The organism is Microbacterium sp. Bi98 (assembly GCF_918698045.1).
Classification (GTDB): domain Bacteria; phylum Actinomycetota; class Actinomycetes; order Actinomycetales; family Microbacteriaceae; genus Microbacterium.
The window spans coordinates 159,426-176,496 of sequence record NZ_CAKKLK010000006.1 but is presented as its reverse complement, the minus strand read 5'-3'; the positions used below and the strand labels follow the sequence as shown (position 1 = coordinate 176,496).

Genomic DNA, 17,071 nt, shown 5'->3' with positions numbered 1-17,071 from the left:
TCATGACCGAGTACGTCGAGGTGCAGACCGCCGCGGGGCGGGTTCGCGGGCGCTGGCGCCCGACCACCGGAGGCAGGGGCGCACCGCGGTCGGCGGCCTTCCTCGGCATCCCGTTCGCGGAGGCGCCGGTCGGTGACCTGCGGTTCCAGGCGCCGGTGCCGAAGGCGCCCTGGGACGGCATGCTCGACGCCCTCGAGTTCGCTGCGACCGCCCAGCGCGGCGATCCCGGGGCGACACTGATCCCCGAGCCGAGTGTCGAGGGCGACTCGACGCTGAACGTCAATGTCTTCACGCCCGACCCCACGGCGGCGGGTCTTCCCGTGCTGGTGTGGATCCACGGCGGCGGATACTTCGCGGGCTCTCCGGCGAGCCCCTGGTACGACGGCCGGAACTTCAACCGCGACGGCGTCGTCACCGTGTCGATCTCGTATCGGCTCGGCTTCGACGGATTCGGCTGGATCGAGGACGCCCCGTCGAACCGTGGCGTGCGCGACTGGCTGCTCGCTCTCGAATGGGTGCGGCAGAACATCGCCGCATTCGGCGGAGACCCCGAGCGGGTGACGATCGCCGGGCAGTCCGCGGGCGGCGGCGCCGTGCTGACCCTGCTCGGCATGGAGAAGGCGCAGCACCTGTTCCACGGCGTCTATGCGATCTCGGGAGCGCTCGGCGATGTCGCGGCACCGCGAGCCGAGGCATTCGGGCGGGCGCTCGCTGCGGCGGCGAGCGTCGACCCCACCGTGGCCGGATTCTCATCGGTCGCGGAAGAGCGTCTGCTCGCGCTGCAGAAGAAGGCCACCCAGCTCGGTCCGTCGTCGATGACCAGCATGATCGATGAGGGGCTTCCGCTCGGTCCCGCGATCGACGGCGACCTTCTCGTACGTCCGACCCCTGACTCTCTGCGTGCCGGCGTCGGTGCCGACAAGCCGCTCGTGATCGGCGCAGCCGACGACGAGTTCACCATGGCGTTCACGGGCAGCGCCGCGAGGGCGCTGCGCTGGGTGCCGCAGGGCGTCCTCTTGACCCGGCTGGGCCTGCGCAAGACGATCCGCGCGGACTATCTCGCCGCGAACGCCGACGTCGCCCGTCTCGGCAAGGCCCGCCTCGCCGGTCGCGTCCTCACCGATCGGATGTTCCGCAGCGGAGTTCCCCGCATCGCAGCCGCCCGGGGCGACGCGCCCACCTGGCTCTACCGGTTCTCGTGGCCGTCGGGGCATTTCGGCTTCGCGGAGCACTGCCTCGACGTGCCGTTCTTCTTCGACTGCCTCGACGGCCCCTCGATGGAGGCGCTCGCCGGACCGAATCCGCCGCAGGAACTCGCCGACGAGCTGCACGGTGCCGCCGTCGCGTTCCTCACCACGGGTGATCCCGGCTGGCCGGAGCACCAGGGGGATGCCGGAATGGTGCGGGTGTACGACCTGCCCACCCGCGACGTCGCCGATGCGTACGCGTCGGTGCGTGCGCTGGTCTGACACGCCTCGACGGGCCCGAGCCGGGCCCGAGCCGGGCCCGTGCGCGGCTGCGGGGCTCAGCTCACCCGGTAGGCGCGGTATCGCACGGCATCCGCCTGCCTCTGAGCGGCCGAGAGGAACAGGGTTCGCTGCAGGTGGGCCAGTGCCGGCGCGGCCGTCTCGATCTGCACGGTCGTGCGGAAGTAGTACGCGCCCGGGTCGACGTCCTCACCGCGTCGCAGCTGCTCGAGCACGTCGGGAGTCCCTGTGCGGAGTCCCTTCGCGTGCAGCAGCAGCAGGTCGCCTCCGTCGGTCCGTGCCGAGTAGCGGCCGTCGATCTCGATCGTCCCGTCGGGTCGCACGATCTGCCAGTCCGCTCCGCCGGCCAGGATCTCGGCCTCGACGGCGCCCGTGATGCGCCCGCCGAGGATCGGCACGACACGGCGATGACCGACGCTCGTGGCGTGGTGATCTTCGAGCGGGCCGAGGTCGACGGTGACGTCGAAGGCGAACTCGAGGTCGGGTCGGGGGAGTTCATCGTGCGAGGTCATCGGGTCTCCTCATGGTCGGGGGCGAGCAGGTCGCAGAGTCTCTCCAGCACGGGAACCGCGGCCGCGAGCGCGGTTCGCTCCTCATCGTCGAGCCGACTCGTCGCCTGTACGACGAGAGCGGAGTTCGCGGCGTCGAACCGGTCGAACAGGTCGAGCGCCTTCGCCGATGCCTGCACCATGACCCGACGGCCGTCGGAGGGCGCCGGGCGTCGTTCGATGAGGCCCTCGCCCTCCATCGCCCCGAGGAGATTGCTCACGGTCGATCGGCTGAGACGCAGCCGCGCGGCGATCTCCGCCGGACCCTTCGAGGTGCCGCGTGGCAGGGCCCGGATCACGTCGATCTGGGCATCCGACAGCTCGGGAAGCCCAGCCTCCGCCCGCGTCGCGGCGAGGAGCGCGCGCCGCAGGGGGGAGATGACGCCGGCGAGTCGAGCCGCATCGAAACCGCTCATCGACTCACCGCCGACGCCGGGGTGAGCGAGGGGCGCTCGTTGAGGATCTCGGGAAGGAAACCGGCCGCCTTCTTGTAGTCGGCGGCGATCCGCTCGCGCTCGTCAGAGGGGATCACGTCGTCGATGTCGGCGAAGCCCTGCGGCGCGCGCTCGCGAGCGAGCTGCATCACGCGCTCCGGCCCCGTGGCGCGAGTGCCGGCGAGCAGAGCGGTCATCGCGGGGCGGCGGTCCTGCTCGTATGCGGCGAGACCCTCGTCGATGCTCGGGGCTGTCGCGAGGTGGAAGGCCAGCGTGCGCGCATCGAGGATCGCCTGGGATCCGCCGTTCGATCCGTTCGGGTACATCGCGTGCGCGGCATCACCCAGCAGCGTGGTGCGACCGAACGTCCACTGCGGCAGTGCGTCTCGGTCGACCATGGGGTACTCGAGGATCTCGTCGGCGGCGGCTATCGCGGCCGGCACATCGAGCCAGTCGAAGCGCCAGTCGCGGAAGAGCTCGGCGATCGGTCCGGGCTCGACCTGGCGGTTCCAGTCGGCGTCTCCCGTGCCGCCGACGCGACGTTCGGCGATGAAGTTCACCAGCATCCGTCCGTCGGCGTCGGCGTCGGCGTCTGCGGGTGCGAGCGGATACGCGACGAACTTCTGCTCGCCGTCGCCCGCCATGATCATGGTGCGGCCGTCGAGGAACGCCGGAATCCGCGTGACCCCGCGCCACAGCGTGAGGCCGCTCCAGGGCGGGGCTCCTTCACTCGGGTAGCGCAGAGCACGCAGTGCCGAGTGGATGCCGTCGGCGCCGATGATCACGTCGGCGGTCTCCTCGACCGTGCCGTCGGCGGTGGCGAAGCGCGCGGTCTCGGTGCCGTCATCGTTCGTGGTGACGTCGATGAGGCGGTGATCGAGGCGGATGGGCTCTGCGAGTCGCGCTGCAGCGAGGTCACGCAGAGCGAGTTGCAGACGACCGCGGTGCACCGACAGCTGCGGCCAGCGGTATCCGGCCTCGCGCCCGCGCGGTTCGCTCCAGATCGGCTGCCCGAAGCGGTTGTAGTAGGCCAGCGTCTGCGGTTCGACCCCCAGCTCGGCGATGGTGTCGGCGATGCCGAGTTCGGTGAGCTCGCGCAGTGCGTGCGGCAGCAGGTTGATGCCCACGCCGAGCCCACGGATCGCCGTGCTCCGCTCGAACACGGCGACGTCGCGCAACCCGGCCTCGTGCAGGCTGACCGCTGTGGCGAGTCCGCCGATCCCCGCCCCGATGATGATGATCTTCATTGATCGCTCCTGTTCGCGGCTCATCCGAGCCGCCGTCAGATATAGTTTTGTCACAAAACCATATCTGACGCAAGAGGCGGATCGACCTAGCTCCTCAGCGAGCGGCGGCCGTGCGTGCGGCCTCGATGATCACGTCGACGCCCAGCAGGAAGAGCTCCCGGTCCTGCAGATCCGACAGCAGCGCGCTGTTCTCGGCGATCAGGGGGAACTGTCGCGGATCGGCGAGCAGCGGCGAGTCGATCCAGGGGCTGTCCTCGCCGTCGTGGCTGCGGTCCGCTCTCGCTCGAGCGATCCCCGCGGCGCCAGAAAGCACGTGCGAGGCGAGCAGTGCGTAGTGCCGCACCAGCTCCTGCCCTCGCAGCCCGGCGCGGTGGAAGGCATCGAGCATCAGCTCGATCGCCGCGAGCTCGCCCGCGCCGTGCGTGGTCAGGCTCGTCGCCTCCGCGCCGATGGCCGGGTAGCGGGTGAAGGAGGCGAGGGTCGCTTCGCTCAGCATGCGCAGGCGGCCCGCCCAGTCGTCGACCGGAAGGTCGACGCTTGCTGCGGCCTGGCCGTTGAGCTCGTCGAGGAGTGCGCCCATCAGGGCGTCCTTGCTCGCGAAGTGACGGTAGATGGCGGTCGGGTCGGCGCCGAGATGGGCACCGAGCTCTCGCACCGAGATGGATGCCGCTCCGGTCTCGGCGAGCTCCATGCCGGCGTCGATGATCGTCGCCCTGTCGAGCCGCACGCGCGCGGATGCCTTGTTCGCCATTCGTCTCTCCGGTCTTCTCTGCTCCATCGTGCCATGCGATGCGGCGATCCCGAGCCGATGGCAACGGAATCGCATCGCCTCTGACAACACTGTTGACACCATAGATGACCGAGGATACGTTTGTCGCGTTCCAGCAGCATCGACGATGAGGGAAGGTCCACTATGGCGAGCGAGTTCGTCTTCCACGGAGGTCTCGTGTTCACCGGCAGCGGTTCTCCGCTCGCGGATCATGCCGTCGTCGTACGCGACGGTCGCATCGCGGCGGTCGTCCCGGAATCCGAGGCGGACCTCGACACCTTCCCCGACTCGTGCCGCATCGACCTCGGCGGGGCGCTGCTCAGCCCCGGCTTCCAGGACGCGCACATCCACCCGGTGGGCGGCGGAATCGAGCTGCTGCAGTGCAATCTCTCGGACGCGGCCGATGCGGACGACACCGTCGCGATCATCCGCGCGTACTCACAGGCGCACCCGGAGGAGGAATGGATCCTCGGCGGAGGCTGGAGCATGGACCACTTCGCCGGGGGCAACCCGCGGCGTGAACTGCTCGACGACGCGACAGGCGGTCGGCCCGTGCTGCTGCAGAGCCGGGATCACCACAGCACGTGGGCGAGCACGGCGGCCATCGAGCGGGCGGGGATCACGGCCGAGACGGAGGACCCGGCGGACGGCCGGATCGTCCGCGATATCGACGGCTCTCCCGCCGGTACGTTCCACGAGGGCGCCGGCGACCTCTTCGCCGCGGTGCGCCCCGCGACCTCTGCCGATCTCGCCTACCAGGGACTTCTGCGTGCACAGGAAGAGCTCATCGCCCTCGGGATCACCGGGTGGCAGGACGCCATGGTCGGTGCGGACTCCGGCGGGATCTCGGATCCGCTCGCCGCGTATGAGCGGGCCGCAGCCGAGGGGCGATTGCTCGTGCACGTCGTGGGGGCGCAATGGTGGCTGCGAGACGGCGGAGTCGACCAGGTCGCCCGCATGACCGAACGCCGCGAGCGCGCCGCCGCCGCTCATCCCGATCGTCGGATCGACCTCGGAACCACGAAGATCATGGTCGACGGCGTCGCAGAGAACCAGACCGCGGCGATGCTCACCCCCTATCGGGACGAGTCCGGACACGACACGTGCAATCACGGGCTGAGCTTCATCGACCCGGACCGGCTGCGCGAATACGTGACGGCCCTCGACGCCTCCGGTCAGCAGGTGCACATGCACGCGCTCGGCGACCGCGCCGTGCGCGAGGCCCTCGATGCTCTGCAGGTCGCCCGTGACGCCAACGGCGACACCGACGGACGCCACCACCTCGCGCACCTCCAGGTCGTCTCGGAGGACGACACCACCCGCTTCGCGCCGCTCGGCGCGATCGCCAACATCCAGGCGCTCTGGGCGACCCACGAAGACCAGCTCGACGACCTGACGCTGCCGTTCCTGCAGGACGGACAGGTGGACCGCCAGTATCCGTTCGGCGATCTCGTGCGACAGGGTGCGCGACTGGCGGCGGGCAGCGATTGGCCGGTCTCCACGGCAGATCCGCTCGCGGCCATCCATGTCGCCGTGAACCGCTCGTATCCGGGGTCCGAGCGGCCGCCGCTCGGGGGAGCGCATCAGCGACTCGACCTCGAGACGGCATTCGCCGCGTACACCTCGGGGTCCGCGTACGTGAACCGACGCGATGACGATACCGGCAGCATCCGCGAGGGATACCTCGCCAATCTCGTCGTGATCGAACCGAATCCCTTCCGACTGCCGGTGGCGGAACTGCACCGGGCGCGCGTCACGTCCACCTGGATAGACGGGCGCCGCGTCCACACGGCAGACGCTCTCGCCTCCACCTCGCCCGGCACCGACCGCAAGGAGTCCCGATGAACCGCACGCTCCGCTCCCGTTCCCTCGCCCGAGGAGGCGCGACCGCGCTCGTCGGCGTCCTTGCCGTCGCGGCGCTCGCCGGCTGCGGCCCGGCCGACACGACCGGCTCCGGGTCGGACGAGCCGATCGACTGGGAGCTGACCGAGACGACGGCCGCGCCCAGCGGCGACATCGACTCGTTCACGTTCGCGACCTATGCCGAGCCCTACTCGCTCGACTACGCCTACGCCTTCGACTACGCCGACAACTCGATCCTCGCCAACACCTGCGAGTCTCTGCTGCGGCTGAACCCGGACTACTCCCTCAGCCCCGGCCTCGCGGAATCGTTCGCGCATCCGACGCCCGACACCTGGGTGTACACGATCCGAGAGGGCGTCACCTTCCACGACGGCACTGCGCTCACAGCGGCCGATGCGGTCGCGTCGATGAGCAGACACCTCGACCCGGCCGTCGGATCGTTCTGGTACTCCGTCTACCAGAACGTGAAGTCGATCGAGCAGACCGGCGAGCGCGAGGTGACGGTGACGATGACCGGGCCCGACTCGCAGTTCAATCTCGGCATGGGCGGGTCCGCCGGCGTGATCGAGTCGGCCGCGACCCTGGCCGAGAAGGGCGCCGACTACGGCAACTCGACGGGCGGTGTGAACTGCACCGGTCCCTTCGAGCTGACCTCGTGGGAGTCCGGTGAGTCGATCACGATGACCCGCTACGACGACTACTGGGATGAGGGACTCCGGGCGCGGTCCGGCGAGGTCGAGTTCGTCTTCATGACCGACCCCACCGCGCGCATCAACGCACTCAAGTCCGGAAGCGTCGACGGATCGTGGATGGTTCCCATGGAGGCCGTCTCCACGCTCCGATCGGCGGGCAAGGGAGACGTGCTCTTCGGGATGAGCACCGCGGTGGGCAACATCGTGGTCAGCGATCTCGACGGTCCCCTCGGCGACGTGCGCGTGCGCAAGGCCCTGCTGCTCGCGATGGACCGTGACGACATCCTTCAGGCTGCGTACCGAGGCGTCGGCGAGACGACCGACGTGATGACCACCCCGTCGGTCTGGCAGGACGCCTCTGATGCCGCGCGCACCGCTGCGTTCGACGACGTCACCTCCTACGAGCAGGACCTCGAGCAGGCGAAGAGCCTCATCGCCGAAGCCGGCGCCGAAGGAGCCGAGCTGACCTACGTCACCGCGCCGATCAGCAACGACTTCGCCGTCATCTCGCAGGCGACCGTCGCCGCTGCCCGGTCGATCGGGCTGACGGTGAACGTCGAGACCGTCACCCCGAACGCCTACACCGCGCTGTTCTCCGACCCCACCGCCCGCGAAGGCGTCGACCTCTTCTACACGAGCTGGTATCTCTCGAGCCCGGATGCGTTGGAGATGTACTCCGTGCTTCGGACAGGCGACTTCAGCAACTACGGCGGGTGGTCCGACCCGGAGTTCGACGCGATCCTGCAGGAGGCCGTCACGATCGACGATCCGGCCGCGCGCAGCGAGCTCACAGCCGAGGCCCAGCGGATCGCGAATGCGGAGCTGCCGTGGCTCCCGCTGTATCAGGCGCCGATATCGCTCTATCTGGGCGAGAGGATCACCGGAGTCCAGCCGTCGATCGCCTTCATGTACTACCCGTGGGCGGCCACGATCGGCGCCCGATGACAGCCGCGCGCCGGGTCGCCGGGAAGCTCGGTGGGCTGCTGCTGACCCTGTTCCTGGCATCGCTGCTCGTCTTCTTCTCGCGCTTCCTCGTGCCCGGCGACCCGGTGAGCTTCCTGTTGCGCGGGCGCAAGCCCAGTGCAGAGGCGGTGGCGCAGGTGACCGCCCAGTACGGACTGGACCTGCCGCCGTGGGAGCAGTACCTGCGATGGGTTCTCGGTCTGCTCCACGGCGATCTCGGGCGCTCGCTGCAGTACCGGCAGGACGTCACCGAGGTGATAGGCGACCGGCTTCCCGTGACCCTCATGCTCGTCACGATGGCGGGGACGATCGTGCTGGTCGCCGGCGTCGTGCTCGGTGCTGTCGCGGCGCTGAACCGCGGGAGGGCGCTGGATCGCTTCGTCCTGATCGGACTCACGGTGCTCGGCGCGATCCCGTCGTTCGTCGGGGCGATCGTCCTCATCGCGGTGTTCTCCGTGCAGCTCGGCTGGTTCCCCTCCTTCGGGTCGGGCCAGGGCTTCATCGACATGGTCTATCACCTGACCCTGCCGTCGATCGCCCTGGCGCTCGTCTTCATCGTGCTGGTCGGCAAGGTCACCAGGTCGGCCATGGTCGATCAGCTGAGCCGTGAGCACGTCGAGGTGTCGACGAGTCGGGGCGTGCGTCGATCGATCGTCGTGCGGCGGCACGTGCTGCGCAACGCCCTCGGTCCGATCCTGACCGTGAGCGGCGTGCTCGTGGCGGGGCTCATCGTCGCCAGCTCGATCGTCGAGGCGGCGTTCGGGCTGTCGGGGATCGGGTCGCTTCTCGTGCAGTCCGTCGATCGGCTCGACTTCCCCGTGGTGCAGGCCATCGTCCTCTTCGTCGTCTGCGCGTTCGTCGTCATGAACGCGATCGTCGACGTCCTCGAACCCTGGATCGACCCCCGATCCGCTGCAGGAGCTGGTGCCCGATGACCTCCTCGACTCCGACGCTCGCGATGCGGGTGCTGCGCGCACCTCGCGGGCGCCGCCCGCGATTCCTCTACCTGGCCAGCGTCGTCGTTCTCGGCGCGGTCGTGCTGGCGGCGATCTTCGCCCCCTTCGTGGCACCCTACGACCCGGATGCGGTGGACTTCACGTCGTTCCTCGCGCCGCCGTCCGCGGCCCACTGGCTCGGCACCGACTCCCTCGGACGTGACCTGCTGAGCCGCCTCATCTACGGCGGTCGCACGGCGCTCATCGGCCCGCTGCTCGTCGTGCTGTTCTCCACCGTCCTCGGCATCCTGCTGGGGCTGTGGGCCGGGTGGCGCGGAGGGTGGATCGATGCCGCACTCAGCCGGATGTTCGACGTGCTGTTCGCCTTCCCGTCTCTGCTGATCGCGATCATGGCGGTCGCGCTGTTCGGCAAGGGGCTGGTCGCCCCGGTCATCGCCATGAGCATCGCGTACGCGCCGTTCGTGGCACGGCTCACGAGGTCGCTGGTCATGGCCGAGCGCTCGAGGCCGTATGTCTCGGCCTATCGGGTGCAGGGATTCGGCGGAGGCTGGATCGCCTCGCGGCGAGTGCTGCCGAACGTCACGCCGATCGTGGGCGCGCAGTCGACCCTCAACTTCGGATACGTGCTCGCCGAGCTCGCCGGCCTGTCGTTCCTGGGGCTCGGCGTGCAGGCGCCGACCGCCGACTGGGGCGCGATGATCAACGAGGCGCAGTCGGGAGTCGCCGCAGGGCAGTTCCTGCCGGCGATCGCCCCGGCCATAGCCGTCGTGCTCGTCGTCGTGTGCGTGAACATCATCGGCGAAGAACTGTCCGACCGAATCGGCGGAGGGAACCCCTCATGAACGCTCTGCTCGACATCCGCGACCTGACGCTCGATCTTCCAAACGGCACCAGACTGCTGCACGGCATCTCGCTGCGGATCGCCTCCGGCGAGACCGTCGGCCTCGTCGGCGAGTCCGGCTCGGGCAAGTCGCTCACGGCCCGTGCGGTGCTGGGTCTTCTTCCCGATCGTGCGACCGTCGGCGGAGCCGTCGCTGTGAACGGACGGTCCCCGCTCGCGGGCGCGGCGGAGCGACAGGAGATCCGTCGGCACGAGGCCGCGATGGTCTTCCAGGATCCGCGCGCCGGCATCAACCCGATGCGGACGATCGGCGATCACATCACCGAAGGGCTGCGGCTCTGCGAGGGGTGGGCGAAGGAGGCCGCTCGCACCCGCGCCGTCGAGCTCCTCTCCGCCGTCAGGCTTCCCGCTCCGGCGGAACATCTGTCGCAGCATCCGCACGAGCTGTCGGGCGGCATGCTGCAGCGGGTCATGATCGCCGGGGCCCTGAGCACATCTCCCGGCCTGCTCGTCTGCGATGAGCCGACCACCGCTCTCGACGTCACGACACAGGCGGAGATCATCCAGGTGCTGCGGGATCTCTGCGAGCAGAGCGGGATGGGGATGCTGTTCATCACCCACGACCTCAACCTCGCGGGGTCGCTCTGCGATCGGCTCGTCGTCATGAAGGACGGCGCGATCGTCGAGGAGGGGGTGGCGCGGGACGTGCTGGTGGCGCCGACCGCCGAGTACACCCGGCGTCTGGTCGCGGCGACCCCCCGCATCTCGGGGGAGATCTCACCGCCGACGGCCGTGTCGGGTGCCGAGGCGCAACTCGTCGTGACGGGGGTGGGCAAGACGTATCGGCGGCGCGGTGCGGAGCCGGTCTCCGCCGTGATCGACGCGGGTCTGGTCGTTCCCCGCGGCGGTGCGCTCGCCGTCGTGGGCGAATCCGGGTCGGGCAAGTCGACTCTGGCGCGGATGATCGTCGGACTCGAGGAGCCGGATGCCGGAGCGATCACGATCGGCGGCCGATCCATGGCGGGCATCCCGCGATCGCGCGCCGAGCGGCTCGAGCGTGCCAAGAGCGTGCAGATGGTCTTCCAAGACCCGTACCTCTCGCTCGATCCGCGAATTCCCGTGGGGCGAGCGATAGAGGATGTGCTGAGACTCCACGGCGGCCGCACGGGGAACGACGCGGCCGAGCGCGTGCGCGAACTGATCACCGCCGTGGGGCTGGGAGAAGAGCATCTCACCGCCCGCCCGCGCACGCTGTCAGGCGGCCAACGTCAGCGTGTGGCGATCGCCAGGGCGCTCGCCGTCGAACCCGAGCTGCTGGTGATGGATGAGGCGACGAGCGCACTCGACGTGTCCGTGCAGGCTCAGGTGCTCGATCTCGTCGCCCGGATCCGCCGGGAGCAGGGGCTGACCCTGCTCTTCATCAGTCATGACCTGGCGGTCGTGCGAAGAGTCTGCGCCGAGACGATCGTGATGCGTCGCGGGGAGATCGTGGAGGCGGGCGCGACAGAGCGTCTGCTGAGCGATCCCCAGCACGAATACACCCGGTTGCTGATCGACTCGGTGCCCGTGCCGATCACGTGAACCGAGGCGGCGACGCACGGGACGGTGCGTCGCCGCGTCGGTTCACTCGCGCGTGTGCACGACGGCTCCGCCCACGATCGTGACGGCGGTGCCCACGCTGATCAGCGCCTCGGCCGGGATGGCGAACGGATCGACGGTCGACACCGCGATGTCGGCACGGCCGCCGATGCGCAGCATCCCCCCTCCGCCCAGCACGAGCTCGGCGGATCCGCTGGTGTACGCGGCGAGCGCCTCGGTGAGGGTGAGACGCTGGGTGGCGTCGAGGGGTTCGCGCGGCTGCCCGTCGGGGCCGGGGAGAGTGCGGTTGACGGCGACGTGGATCGCGAGCCACGGGTCGGCCGGCGATACGGGCCAGTCCGACCCCATGGCGATCGCGGCACCGCTGTCGGCGATCGCCCGGAACGGGTAGCCCGCGCGCATCCGCGCGTCGCCGATCATCGGCACGACGGCCGGGTCGACGGATGCCCAGAGGCCCTGGATGTTCGCGGTGATGCCGAGAGGGCCGAAGCGGCGGGCATCGTCGGGGTGGACCATCGACAGGTGCGCGAAGTGATGGCGCTGACCGGTGCCGTTGGCGCGTCGGGCAGCCTCGACCGCGGCCAGGGCGACACGCACGCCGCGGTCGCCCATGATGTGCAGGTGCATCGCGAACCCCGCGGCGTCGAGCGAGACGACGAGTGCCTCCAGTGCCTCGGCGTCGATGTGCAGTTCCCCGCTGCCGGCGTGGCTGCAGTACGGCTCGAGCAGCGCCGCGGTCTCGCCGTGGGGAACGCCGTCGACCATCGCCTTGGCGGTCGATGTGTCGAATCCGGCGGCCGCGTTCGCTGTTCGCACAGCGACGAAGCGCTCGACCAGCTCGGGCACCTGCGCGGCGGTGGTGCCGGGGGGAACCCAGAGCGCGCCGGACGTGCGGCTGCGGAGAGTGCCGTCGGCGATGGTCGCGAGATACGCGGCAGTGCAGTCGGCCTTGCCGTTGTACTCGCCGAGGATGGCCTCGTGCCAGCCGGTGATGCCGAGCGTCCAGAGGAAGTCCTGCGCGTTGAGCAGGCCAGCCGATATATCGGCATCGGTCGACGCCGGGATCGCTCGACCGACGAGCTCGGCCGCCGTCTCGTTGAGGTATCCGGTCGGTTCGCCCTCGTCGTCATGGTGGATGTGACCGTTCGGCGGCGCCGGGGTGTCGCGGTCGACTCCGGCGAGCTGCAGCGCGCGCGAGTTGACCCAGAGGGTGTGGTGCCCGGCGTCGCTGAGCGCCACAGGGCGGTCGGGCACGATCGCGTCGAGCAGCTGCCTGGTCGGGTGCGGGAACAGCTCGTGGCTCCAGCCGCCGCCGGTGATCCACTCGGCATCCGTCGCCTCGGCCGCTGCCGCGATCAGCGACAGCGTCTCGTCGACCGTGCTCGCGCCGGTGAGATCGCAGCTGAGCCGCTCGACACCAGCGAACGCGGCATGGATGTGCGCGTCGACGAAACCCGGAAGGATGCCGCCGCCGGCCGCCTCGATCACCCGGGTGTCCGGGCCAGCCAGGGCACGGATCTCGTCGTCGGAGCCGATCGCGATGATGCGCTCGCCGCGGATGGCGACGGCGGTGTCGGCGGTGCCCACCCGGCCGTCGAACACGTGGCCGTCGACGATGCACAGGTCGGCGGTGAGGGTGCGGGTCATGGTCGTGCCTCTCGTCGTGGCGGCTGCGCCGCTCTGGTCGTGCTCGTCGATCATCTCGTCACACCACTCGGAAGACGCGGATGACGACCTGGTCGTCTCCCGGTCGCGCGTAGCCGACGAACTGCGACTCGGCGAGCCAACGCAGGGGCTCCGCATCCGTCTGGAACACGAACGCCGTGCGGTAGTAGAGATCGTGCTCGGACGGCTGTCCGCCCGACTCGAACTGCGCGATCGCCGCCTCGTTCGCCCGCCAATAGCCGCGGTTGACGACATCGACGAGATGGCCGTCGATCTCGATCAGATACCGCGCATCGAGCTGGGTGGTGACGCCATGGTCGACCCACCAGTCGCCTCCGCCCGGAACGACACGCCCTTCAGCGCGAGGCCCGGTGACGCGGCCGCCGATGATCGGAGTGAAGTGCAGATGGCCGCCCTCACCCCGACCGATGCGCTGAGGCGGGGTCACATCGACCTGCAGCTCGAAGCAGAACTCGAATGCGGGGGTCATCAGCTCGGTGTCGGTCATCGCCGTCTCCTCGTGGTCGGTCGGTCGAGTCCGATCGTCGGGATCGGAGTAGTGCGCACCGGAATGCGCCGCTGCGGCGCCCAGCCCTCGCTCGGGATCGAGTCGAGAAGCAGGCGGGTGTACTCAGCCTGAGGGTCGTCGAGCACGGTGCCGGTAGCGCCGCGCTCCTCGATGCGGCCCTCGCGCATCACCACCACGTCGTCGCACAGTCGGCGGATGACGGTGAGGTCGTGTGTGATCATCAGCAGCGCGACGCCGGTCTCGAGGCGGATGCGTTCGAGCAGCGTCAGGATCTCGACTCGGGTGGTGACGTCGAGCGCCGACACGGCCTCGTCGAGCACGAGGATGCGCGGCTCGGCGGCCAGTGCCCGCGCGATCGCCACACGCTGCCGCTGGCCTCCGGAGAGCGAGCGCGGACGCGCGTCGAGCAGGGCGGGGTCGAGGCGCACGGAGTCCATCAGTGCGCCCACTCGCGCGGAGAGCGCGGCGCGGTCGTCGTCGCGGCGGTGCACGCGGATCGCTTCGGTGAGGCACTGTCGCACGGTCTGGCGTCGGTCGAGCGACTGATACGGATCCTGGAAGACCATCTGCGCGGTCTTCGCGCGGATGCGGCGCTCGGTGCCCGAGGCGGCGGGTGTGCTCCAATCGGAGCCGCCGACGTGCACGGTGCCGGCATCCGTGCGCTCCAGGCCGCAGATGATGCGGGCCGTGGTGGATTTACCCGACCCGGATTCCCCGACGATGCCTAGAGATCCTCCGGCAGCGAGGGTGAACGAGACGTCGTCGACGGCGGTGAGCACCTCGTGCCCGCGCCCACGGGCCGCTCGCACGCGGAATCGCTTGCTGAGACCGTCCACTCGCAGGAGCGGCTCGGTCTCGGCGGAACTCGACGGCCCCGCGGTCAGCGGCACGGCGTCGAGCGAGGCCGACATGAGGATGCGCGTGTAGTCCTGCGCGGCATCCTCTCTCATGCTCCCCGCCCGCAGCGTCTCGATCGTGCGCCCCTCTTTCATCACCACGACCCGATCACAGACGGCACCGGCGAGAGCGAGGTCGTGGGTGATGAACAGCAGCGACAGGTCGCGGTGGCGACGCAGGTCGCCGATCACCGCCATGACCTCCTCCTGTGTGGTCACATCGAGGGCGGTGGTGATCTCGTCGGCGAGCAGCAAACGGGGATCCATCGCCAGAGTGGATGCGATCATGACCCGCTGCAGCAGGCCGCCCGACAGTTCGGCCGGTCGCTGGCGCAGTCGACGGGCGGGAGAGGGGACTCCGACCTCGTCGAGCAGCTCGATCGCACGACGCTCGGCGGCGTCGACGGTGAAGCCTGCCACGGTGACCAGCGCCTCGGTGAGGAAGTCGCCGATCGTCCGCAGCGGGTTGAGGTGCGCGCGGGGCGTCTGGAACGCCATGCCGATGCGCAGCGCCCGCAGCTCGCGTCGCCCGCGGTCGTCGAGGGACGCGAGGTCCTGGCCTTCGACGCGGATGCTTCCCGCCGTCGTGAAGGACTCGGGCAGGAGGCCGGCGATCGCCCGCACGCTCAGCGTCTTCCCCGAGCCGGACTCGCCGACGAGGCCGACGGACTCGCCGAGGTCGACGTCGAGCGTGCAGTCGTGAACCAGCATGCGAGGCCCCTCGGGAGTCTGCATGCCGATCGCCAGGCCGTGCAGTTCGAGCACCGGTGCCGTCATCGTTCCTTCTCCTCTGCCCAGGTGGTGGTGCGTGCGCCGATGATGCCGACCGCGAGCACGGTGACGACGATCAGCGCCGCCGGGAAGAGCGACTGCTCGGGAGCCCCGGCGAGTATGGCGGCCTGCCCTCCGGCGATCATGGATCCCCAGTCGGCGGCGGGAGGCTGCTGGCCGAGACCCAGGAACGAGATCGCGGCGAGGTCGAGCATCGCGTAGCCGAAGCCGACCGTCGCCTGGGCGGCGACGACCGGGATGAGTGCGGGGATCAGATGACGGAAGCAGATCGCCGCGCTCGACACCCCCTGCACCCGCAGCGCTGCGACGTAGGGACGACCCAGTTCGCGCGAGGCCGCCGTCTGGGTGAGGCGCGCGACGACCGGGATGTACGCGATCGACAGTGCGACGACCGGGGCGACGAGTCCCTTGCCGAACATGGCCACGGCGAGGACGGCGAGCACCAGGCCCGGGATGGCGAAGATCACGTCGATGATGCGCGCGATCGTGCCGCGGACGAATCCGCCGAACCAGGCGGAGGTGACGGCCAGCGCCATGCCGAGCGTGGTGGAGAGCACGACGACGATGACCGGGGCCGCGACACTGGCCGAGGCGCCGGCGAGAACCCGCGACAGGATGTCCCTGCCGAGGTCATCGGTGCCGAACGGATGGTCGAGGGAGACCACGCCGTTCGTGGGCCCGACGTAGAGCTGGTCGGGTGAGTAGGGGGCGAGCCAGGGGCCGGCGACGGCGATCACGGCGATGACCGCGAGCACGACGACGGCCACGACCACGAGCGGGTCCCGTCGGGCGAGACGACGTGCGGCGACGGGGATGCGCCCCGCGGCGAGCTGACCGACGCTCATGCGTTCCTCCTGGTTCCCGCGCTGTCGGGATCGATCGCCGCCGCCAGCAGGTCGGCGATCGCGTTCAGTACCACGAACAGCGTGACGAGCAGCAGCGAGACGACCTGCACGACCGGGAGGTCTTTGCGGGCCGCAGCCTCGGTGAGGAGGGAGCCGATGCCGCCGAGGCCGAAGGCCTGCTCGGCGATTGCCGAGGCCGCGAAGAGCCCGGCGATCGTCGTGCCCGAGATCGCCAGGATCTGCGGCGCCGCGTTATGGAAGACGTGACGACGGAACACCCGCGGCCACGGGATGCCGCGGACCCGGGCCGTCTCGACATGCTCGGAGTGCAGCTGCGCCACGAGAGCGCTGCGCGTCACCCGGCTGATGTACGCGATGAACATCAGCGCGAGCGACGCCGCAGGCAGAACGAGGTGCCAGAGCCGATCGAGTCCTTCGTCACCCGCCCCGAAGGTCGGGAACCAGCCGAGCGAGGTGGCGAAGATCCAGATCAACAGGATCGCGACGATGAACGTAGGCAGAGCCATGCCGAGCGACGTCGAGACCGAGACGATCATGTCGGTACGGCGGCCGCTCACCGCGGCGAGGATGCCGGAGCCGAGGCCGAACACCGCGATCAGGGCCGTCGTGAGCAGCACCAGTTGGAAGGTCACCTCGAAGCGGGCCCCCACGAGCACGGAGACGTCGGTCTTGTAGACGAACGACCGGCCGAAGTCGCCGGTGACGACGCCGCCGAGCCAGTGCAGGTACTGCAACCAGACCGGGTCGTCGAGTCGGTACTCGGCGCGGATGGCCGCGATGAGCTCCGGGGTCGGACGAGCACCGCCCGCCAGCGCCGACACCGGGTCCCCGGGCGTCAGCAGCAGCGCCGAGAAGATGATGACGCTGGCGAGGAAGAGCGTGAGCGCGAGTCCGCCCAGCTTTCCGAGCACCATCCTGATCATG

General features: G+C 69.8%; 15 protein-coding genes. 6 read left to right on the top strand and 9 right to left on the bottom strand.

Annotated features, from left to right (window positions below; genetic code table 11):
- Positions 1-2: 2 nt before the first annotated feature.
- Positions 3-1,469, top strand: a complete 1,467-nt coding sequence (locus LQZ85_RS11455; RefSeq protein ID WP_056279200.1) for a carboxylesterase family protein — start codon at positions 3-5, stop codon at positions 1,467-1,469.
- 56 nt (positions 1,470-1,525) lie between these two features.
- Here the strand turns inward: LQZ85_RS11455 and LQZ85_RS11450 are convergent, their stop codons facing one another.
- From LQZ85_RS11450 to LQZ85_RS11435, 4 genes are all read right to left on the bottom strand, one after another.
- A complete protein-coding gene (locus tag LQZ85_RS11450; RefSeq protein WP_056279203.1) occupies positions 1,526-1,999 on the bottom strand; it encodes a DUF3237 domain-containing protein in 474 nt (157 codons plus the stop codon).
- Entirely contained in the window at positions 1,996-2,451 is a 456-nt protein-coding gene (locus tag LQZ85_RS11445) for a MarR family transcriptional regulator (RefSeq protein ID WP_056279205.1), read from the bottom strand. The genes LQZ85_RS11450 and LQZ85_RS11445 overlap by 4 nt, the downstream gene beginning before the upstream one ends.
- Positions 2,448-3,716 (bottom strand): flavin-dependent oxidoreductase, encoded by a 1,269-nt coding sequence (locus LQZ85_RS11440; protein ID WP_056279208.1) that lies wholly within the window; start codon positions 3,714-3,716, stop codon positions 2,448-2,450. The genes LQZ85_RS11445 and LQZ85_RS11440 overlap by 4 nt, the downstream gene beginning before the upstream one ends.
- A gap of 94 nt (positions 3,717-3,810) precedes the next feature.
- On the bottom strand, positions 3,811-4,467 hold the full coding sequence (locus LQZ85_RS11435) for a TetR/AcrR family transcriptional regulator (RefSeq protein ID WP_072591912.1): 657 nt from the start codon (positions 4,465-4,467) through the stop codon (positions 3,811-3,813).
- 162 nt (positions 4,468-4,629) lie between these two features.
- Between LQZ85_RS11435 and LQZ85_RS11430 the strand changes: the two genes are divergently transcribed.
- From LQZ85_RS11430 to LQZ85_RS11410, 5 genes are read left to right on the top strand one after another with little or no spacing between them, the layout of a single operon-like run.
- Positions 4,630-6,330 (top strand): amidohydrolase, encoded by a 1,701-nt coding sequence (locus LQZ85_RS11430; RefSeq protein ID WP_072591911.1) that lies wholly within the window; start codon positions 4,630-4,632, stop codon positions 6,328-6,330.
- A complete protein-coding gene (locus LQZ85_RS11425; protein WP_056279213.1) occupies positions 6,327-7,985 on the top strand; it encodes an ABC transporter substrate-binding protein in 1,659 nt (552 codons plus the stop codon). Before LQZ85_RS11430 ends, LQZ85_RS11425 begins: the two co-directional genes overlap by 4 nt.
- Entirely contained in the window at positions 7,982-8,938 is a 957-nt protein-coding gene (locus LQZ85_RS11420) for an ABC transporter permease (RefSeq protein ID WP_082586693.1), read from the top strand. Before LQZ85_RS11425 ends, LQZ85_RS11420 begins: the two co-directional genes overlap by 4 nt.
- Positions 8,935-9,801, top strand: a complete 867-nt coding sequence (locus tag LQZ85_RS11415; RefSeq protein WP_056279216.1) for an ABC transporter permease — start codon at positions 8,935-8,937, stop codon at positions 9,799-9,801. The genes LQZ85_RS11420 and LQZ85_RS11415 overlap by 4 nt, the downstream gene beginning before the upstream one ends.
- Positions 9,798-11,381 carry an ABC transporter ATP-binding protein gene (locus tag LQZ85_RS11410; RefSeq protein WP_056279219.1) on the top strand — a complete coding sequence of 528 codons (1,584 nt, stop codon included), beginning with the start codon at positions 9,798-9,800 and terminating at the stop codon, positions 11,379-11,381. Before LQZ85_RS11415 ends, LQZ85_RS11410 begins: the two co-directional genes overlap by 4 nt.
- Positions 11,382-11,423: 42 nt before the next feature.
- Here LQZ85_RS11410 and LQZ85_RS11405 read toward each other — a convergent pair whose 3' ends face one another.
- Genes LQZ85_RS11405 through LQZ85_RS11385 form a run of 5 tightly spaced genes read right to left on the bottom strand, consistent with a single transcriptional unit; the run spans position 11,424 to position 17,070 of the window.
- Positions 11,424-13,100: an amidohydrolase gene (locus tag LQZ85_RS11405; RefSeq protein ID WP_230100898.1), complete on the bottom strand. Its 1,677-nt coding sequence runs from the start codon at positions 13,098-13,100 to the stop codon at positions 11,424-11,426.
- Between the two features lie 4 nt (positions 13,101-13,104).
- A complete protein-coding gene (locus tag LQZ85_RS11400; protein ID WP_056279221.1) occupies positions 13,105-13,572 on the bottom strand; it encodes a DUF3237 domain-containing protein in 468 nt (155 codons plus the stop codon).
- On the bottom strand, positions 13,569-15,266 hold the full coding sequence (locus LQZ85_RS11395) for an ABC transporter ATP-binding protein (protein ID WP_056279224.1): 1,698 nt from the start codon (positions 15,264-15,266) through the stop codon (positions 13,569-13,571). Before LQZ85_RS11395 ends, LQZ85_RS11400 begins: the two co-directional genes overlap by 4 nt.
- Positions 15,263-16,126, bottom strand: a complete 864-nt coding sequence (locus LQZ85_RS11390; protein WP_056279225.1) for an ABC transporter permease — start codon at positions 16,124-16,126, stop codon at positions 15,263-15,265. Before LQZ85_RS11390 ends, LQZ85_RS11395 begins: the two co-directional genes overlap by 4 nt.
- Complete coding sequence (locus LQZ85_RS11385) at positions 16,123-17,070, bottom strand: ABC transporter permease (RefSeq protein WP_056279229.1); 948 nt, start codon at positions 17,068-17,070, stop codon at positions 16,123-16,125. The genes LQZ85_RS11390 and LQZ85_RS11385 overlap by 4 nt, the downstream gene beginning before the upstream one ends.
- Between the last annotated feature and the right edge of the window lies 1 nt (position 17,071).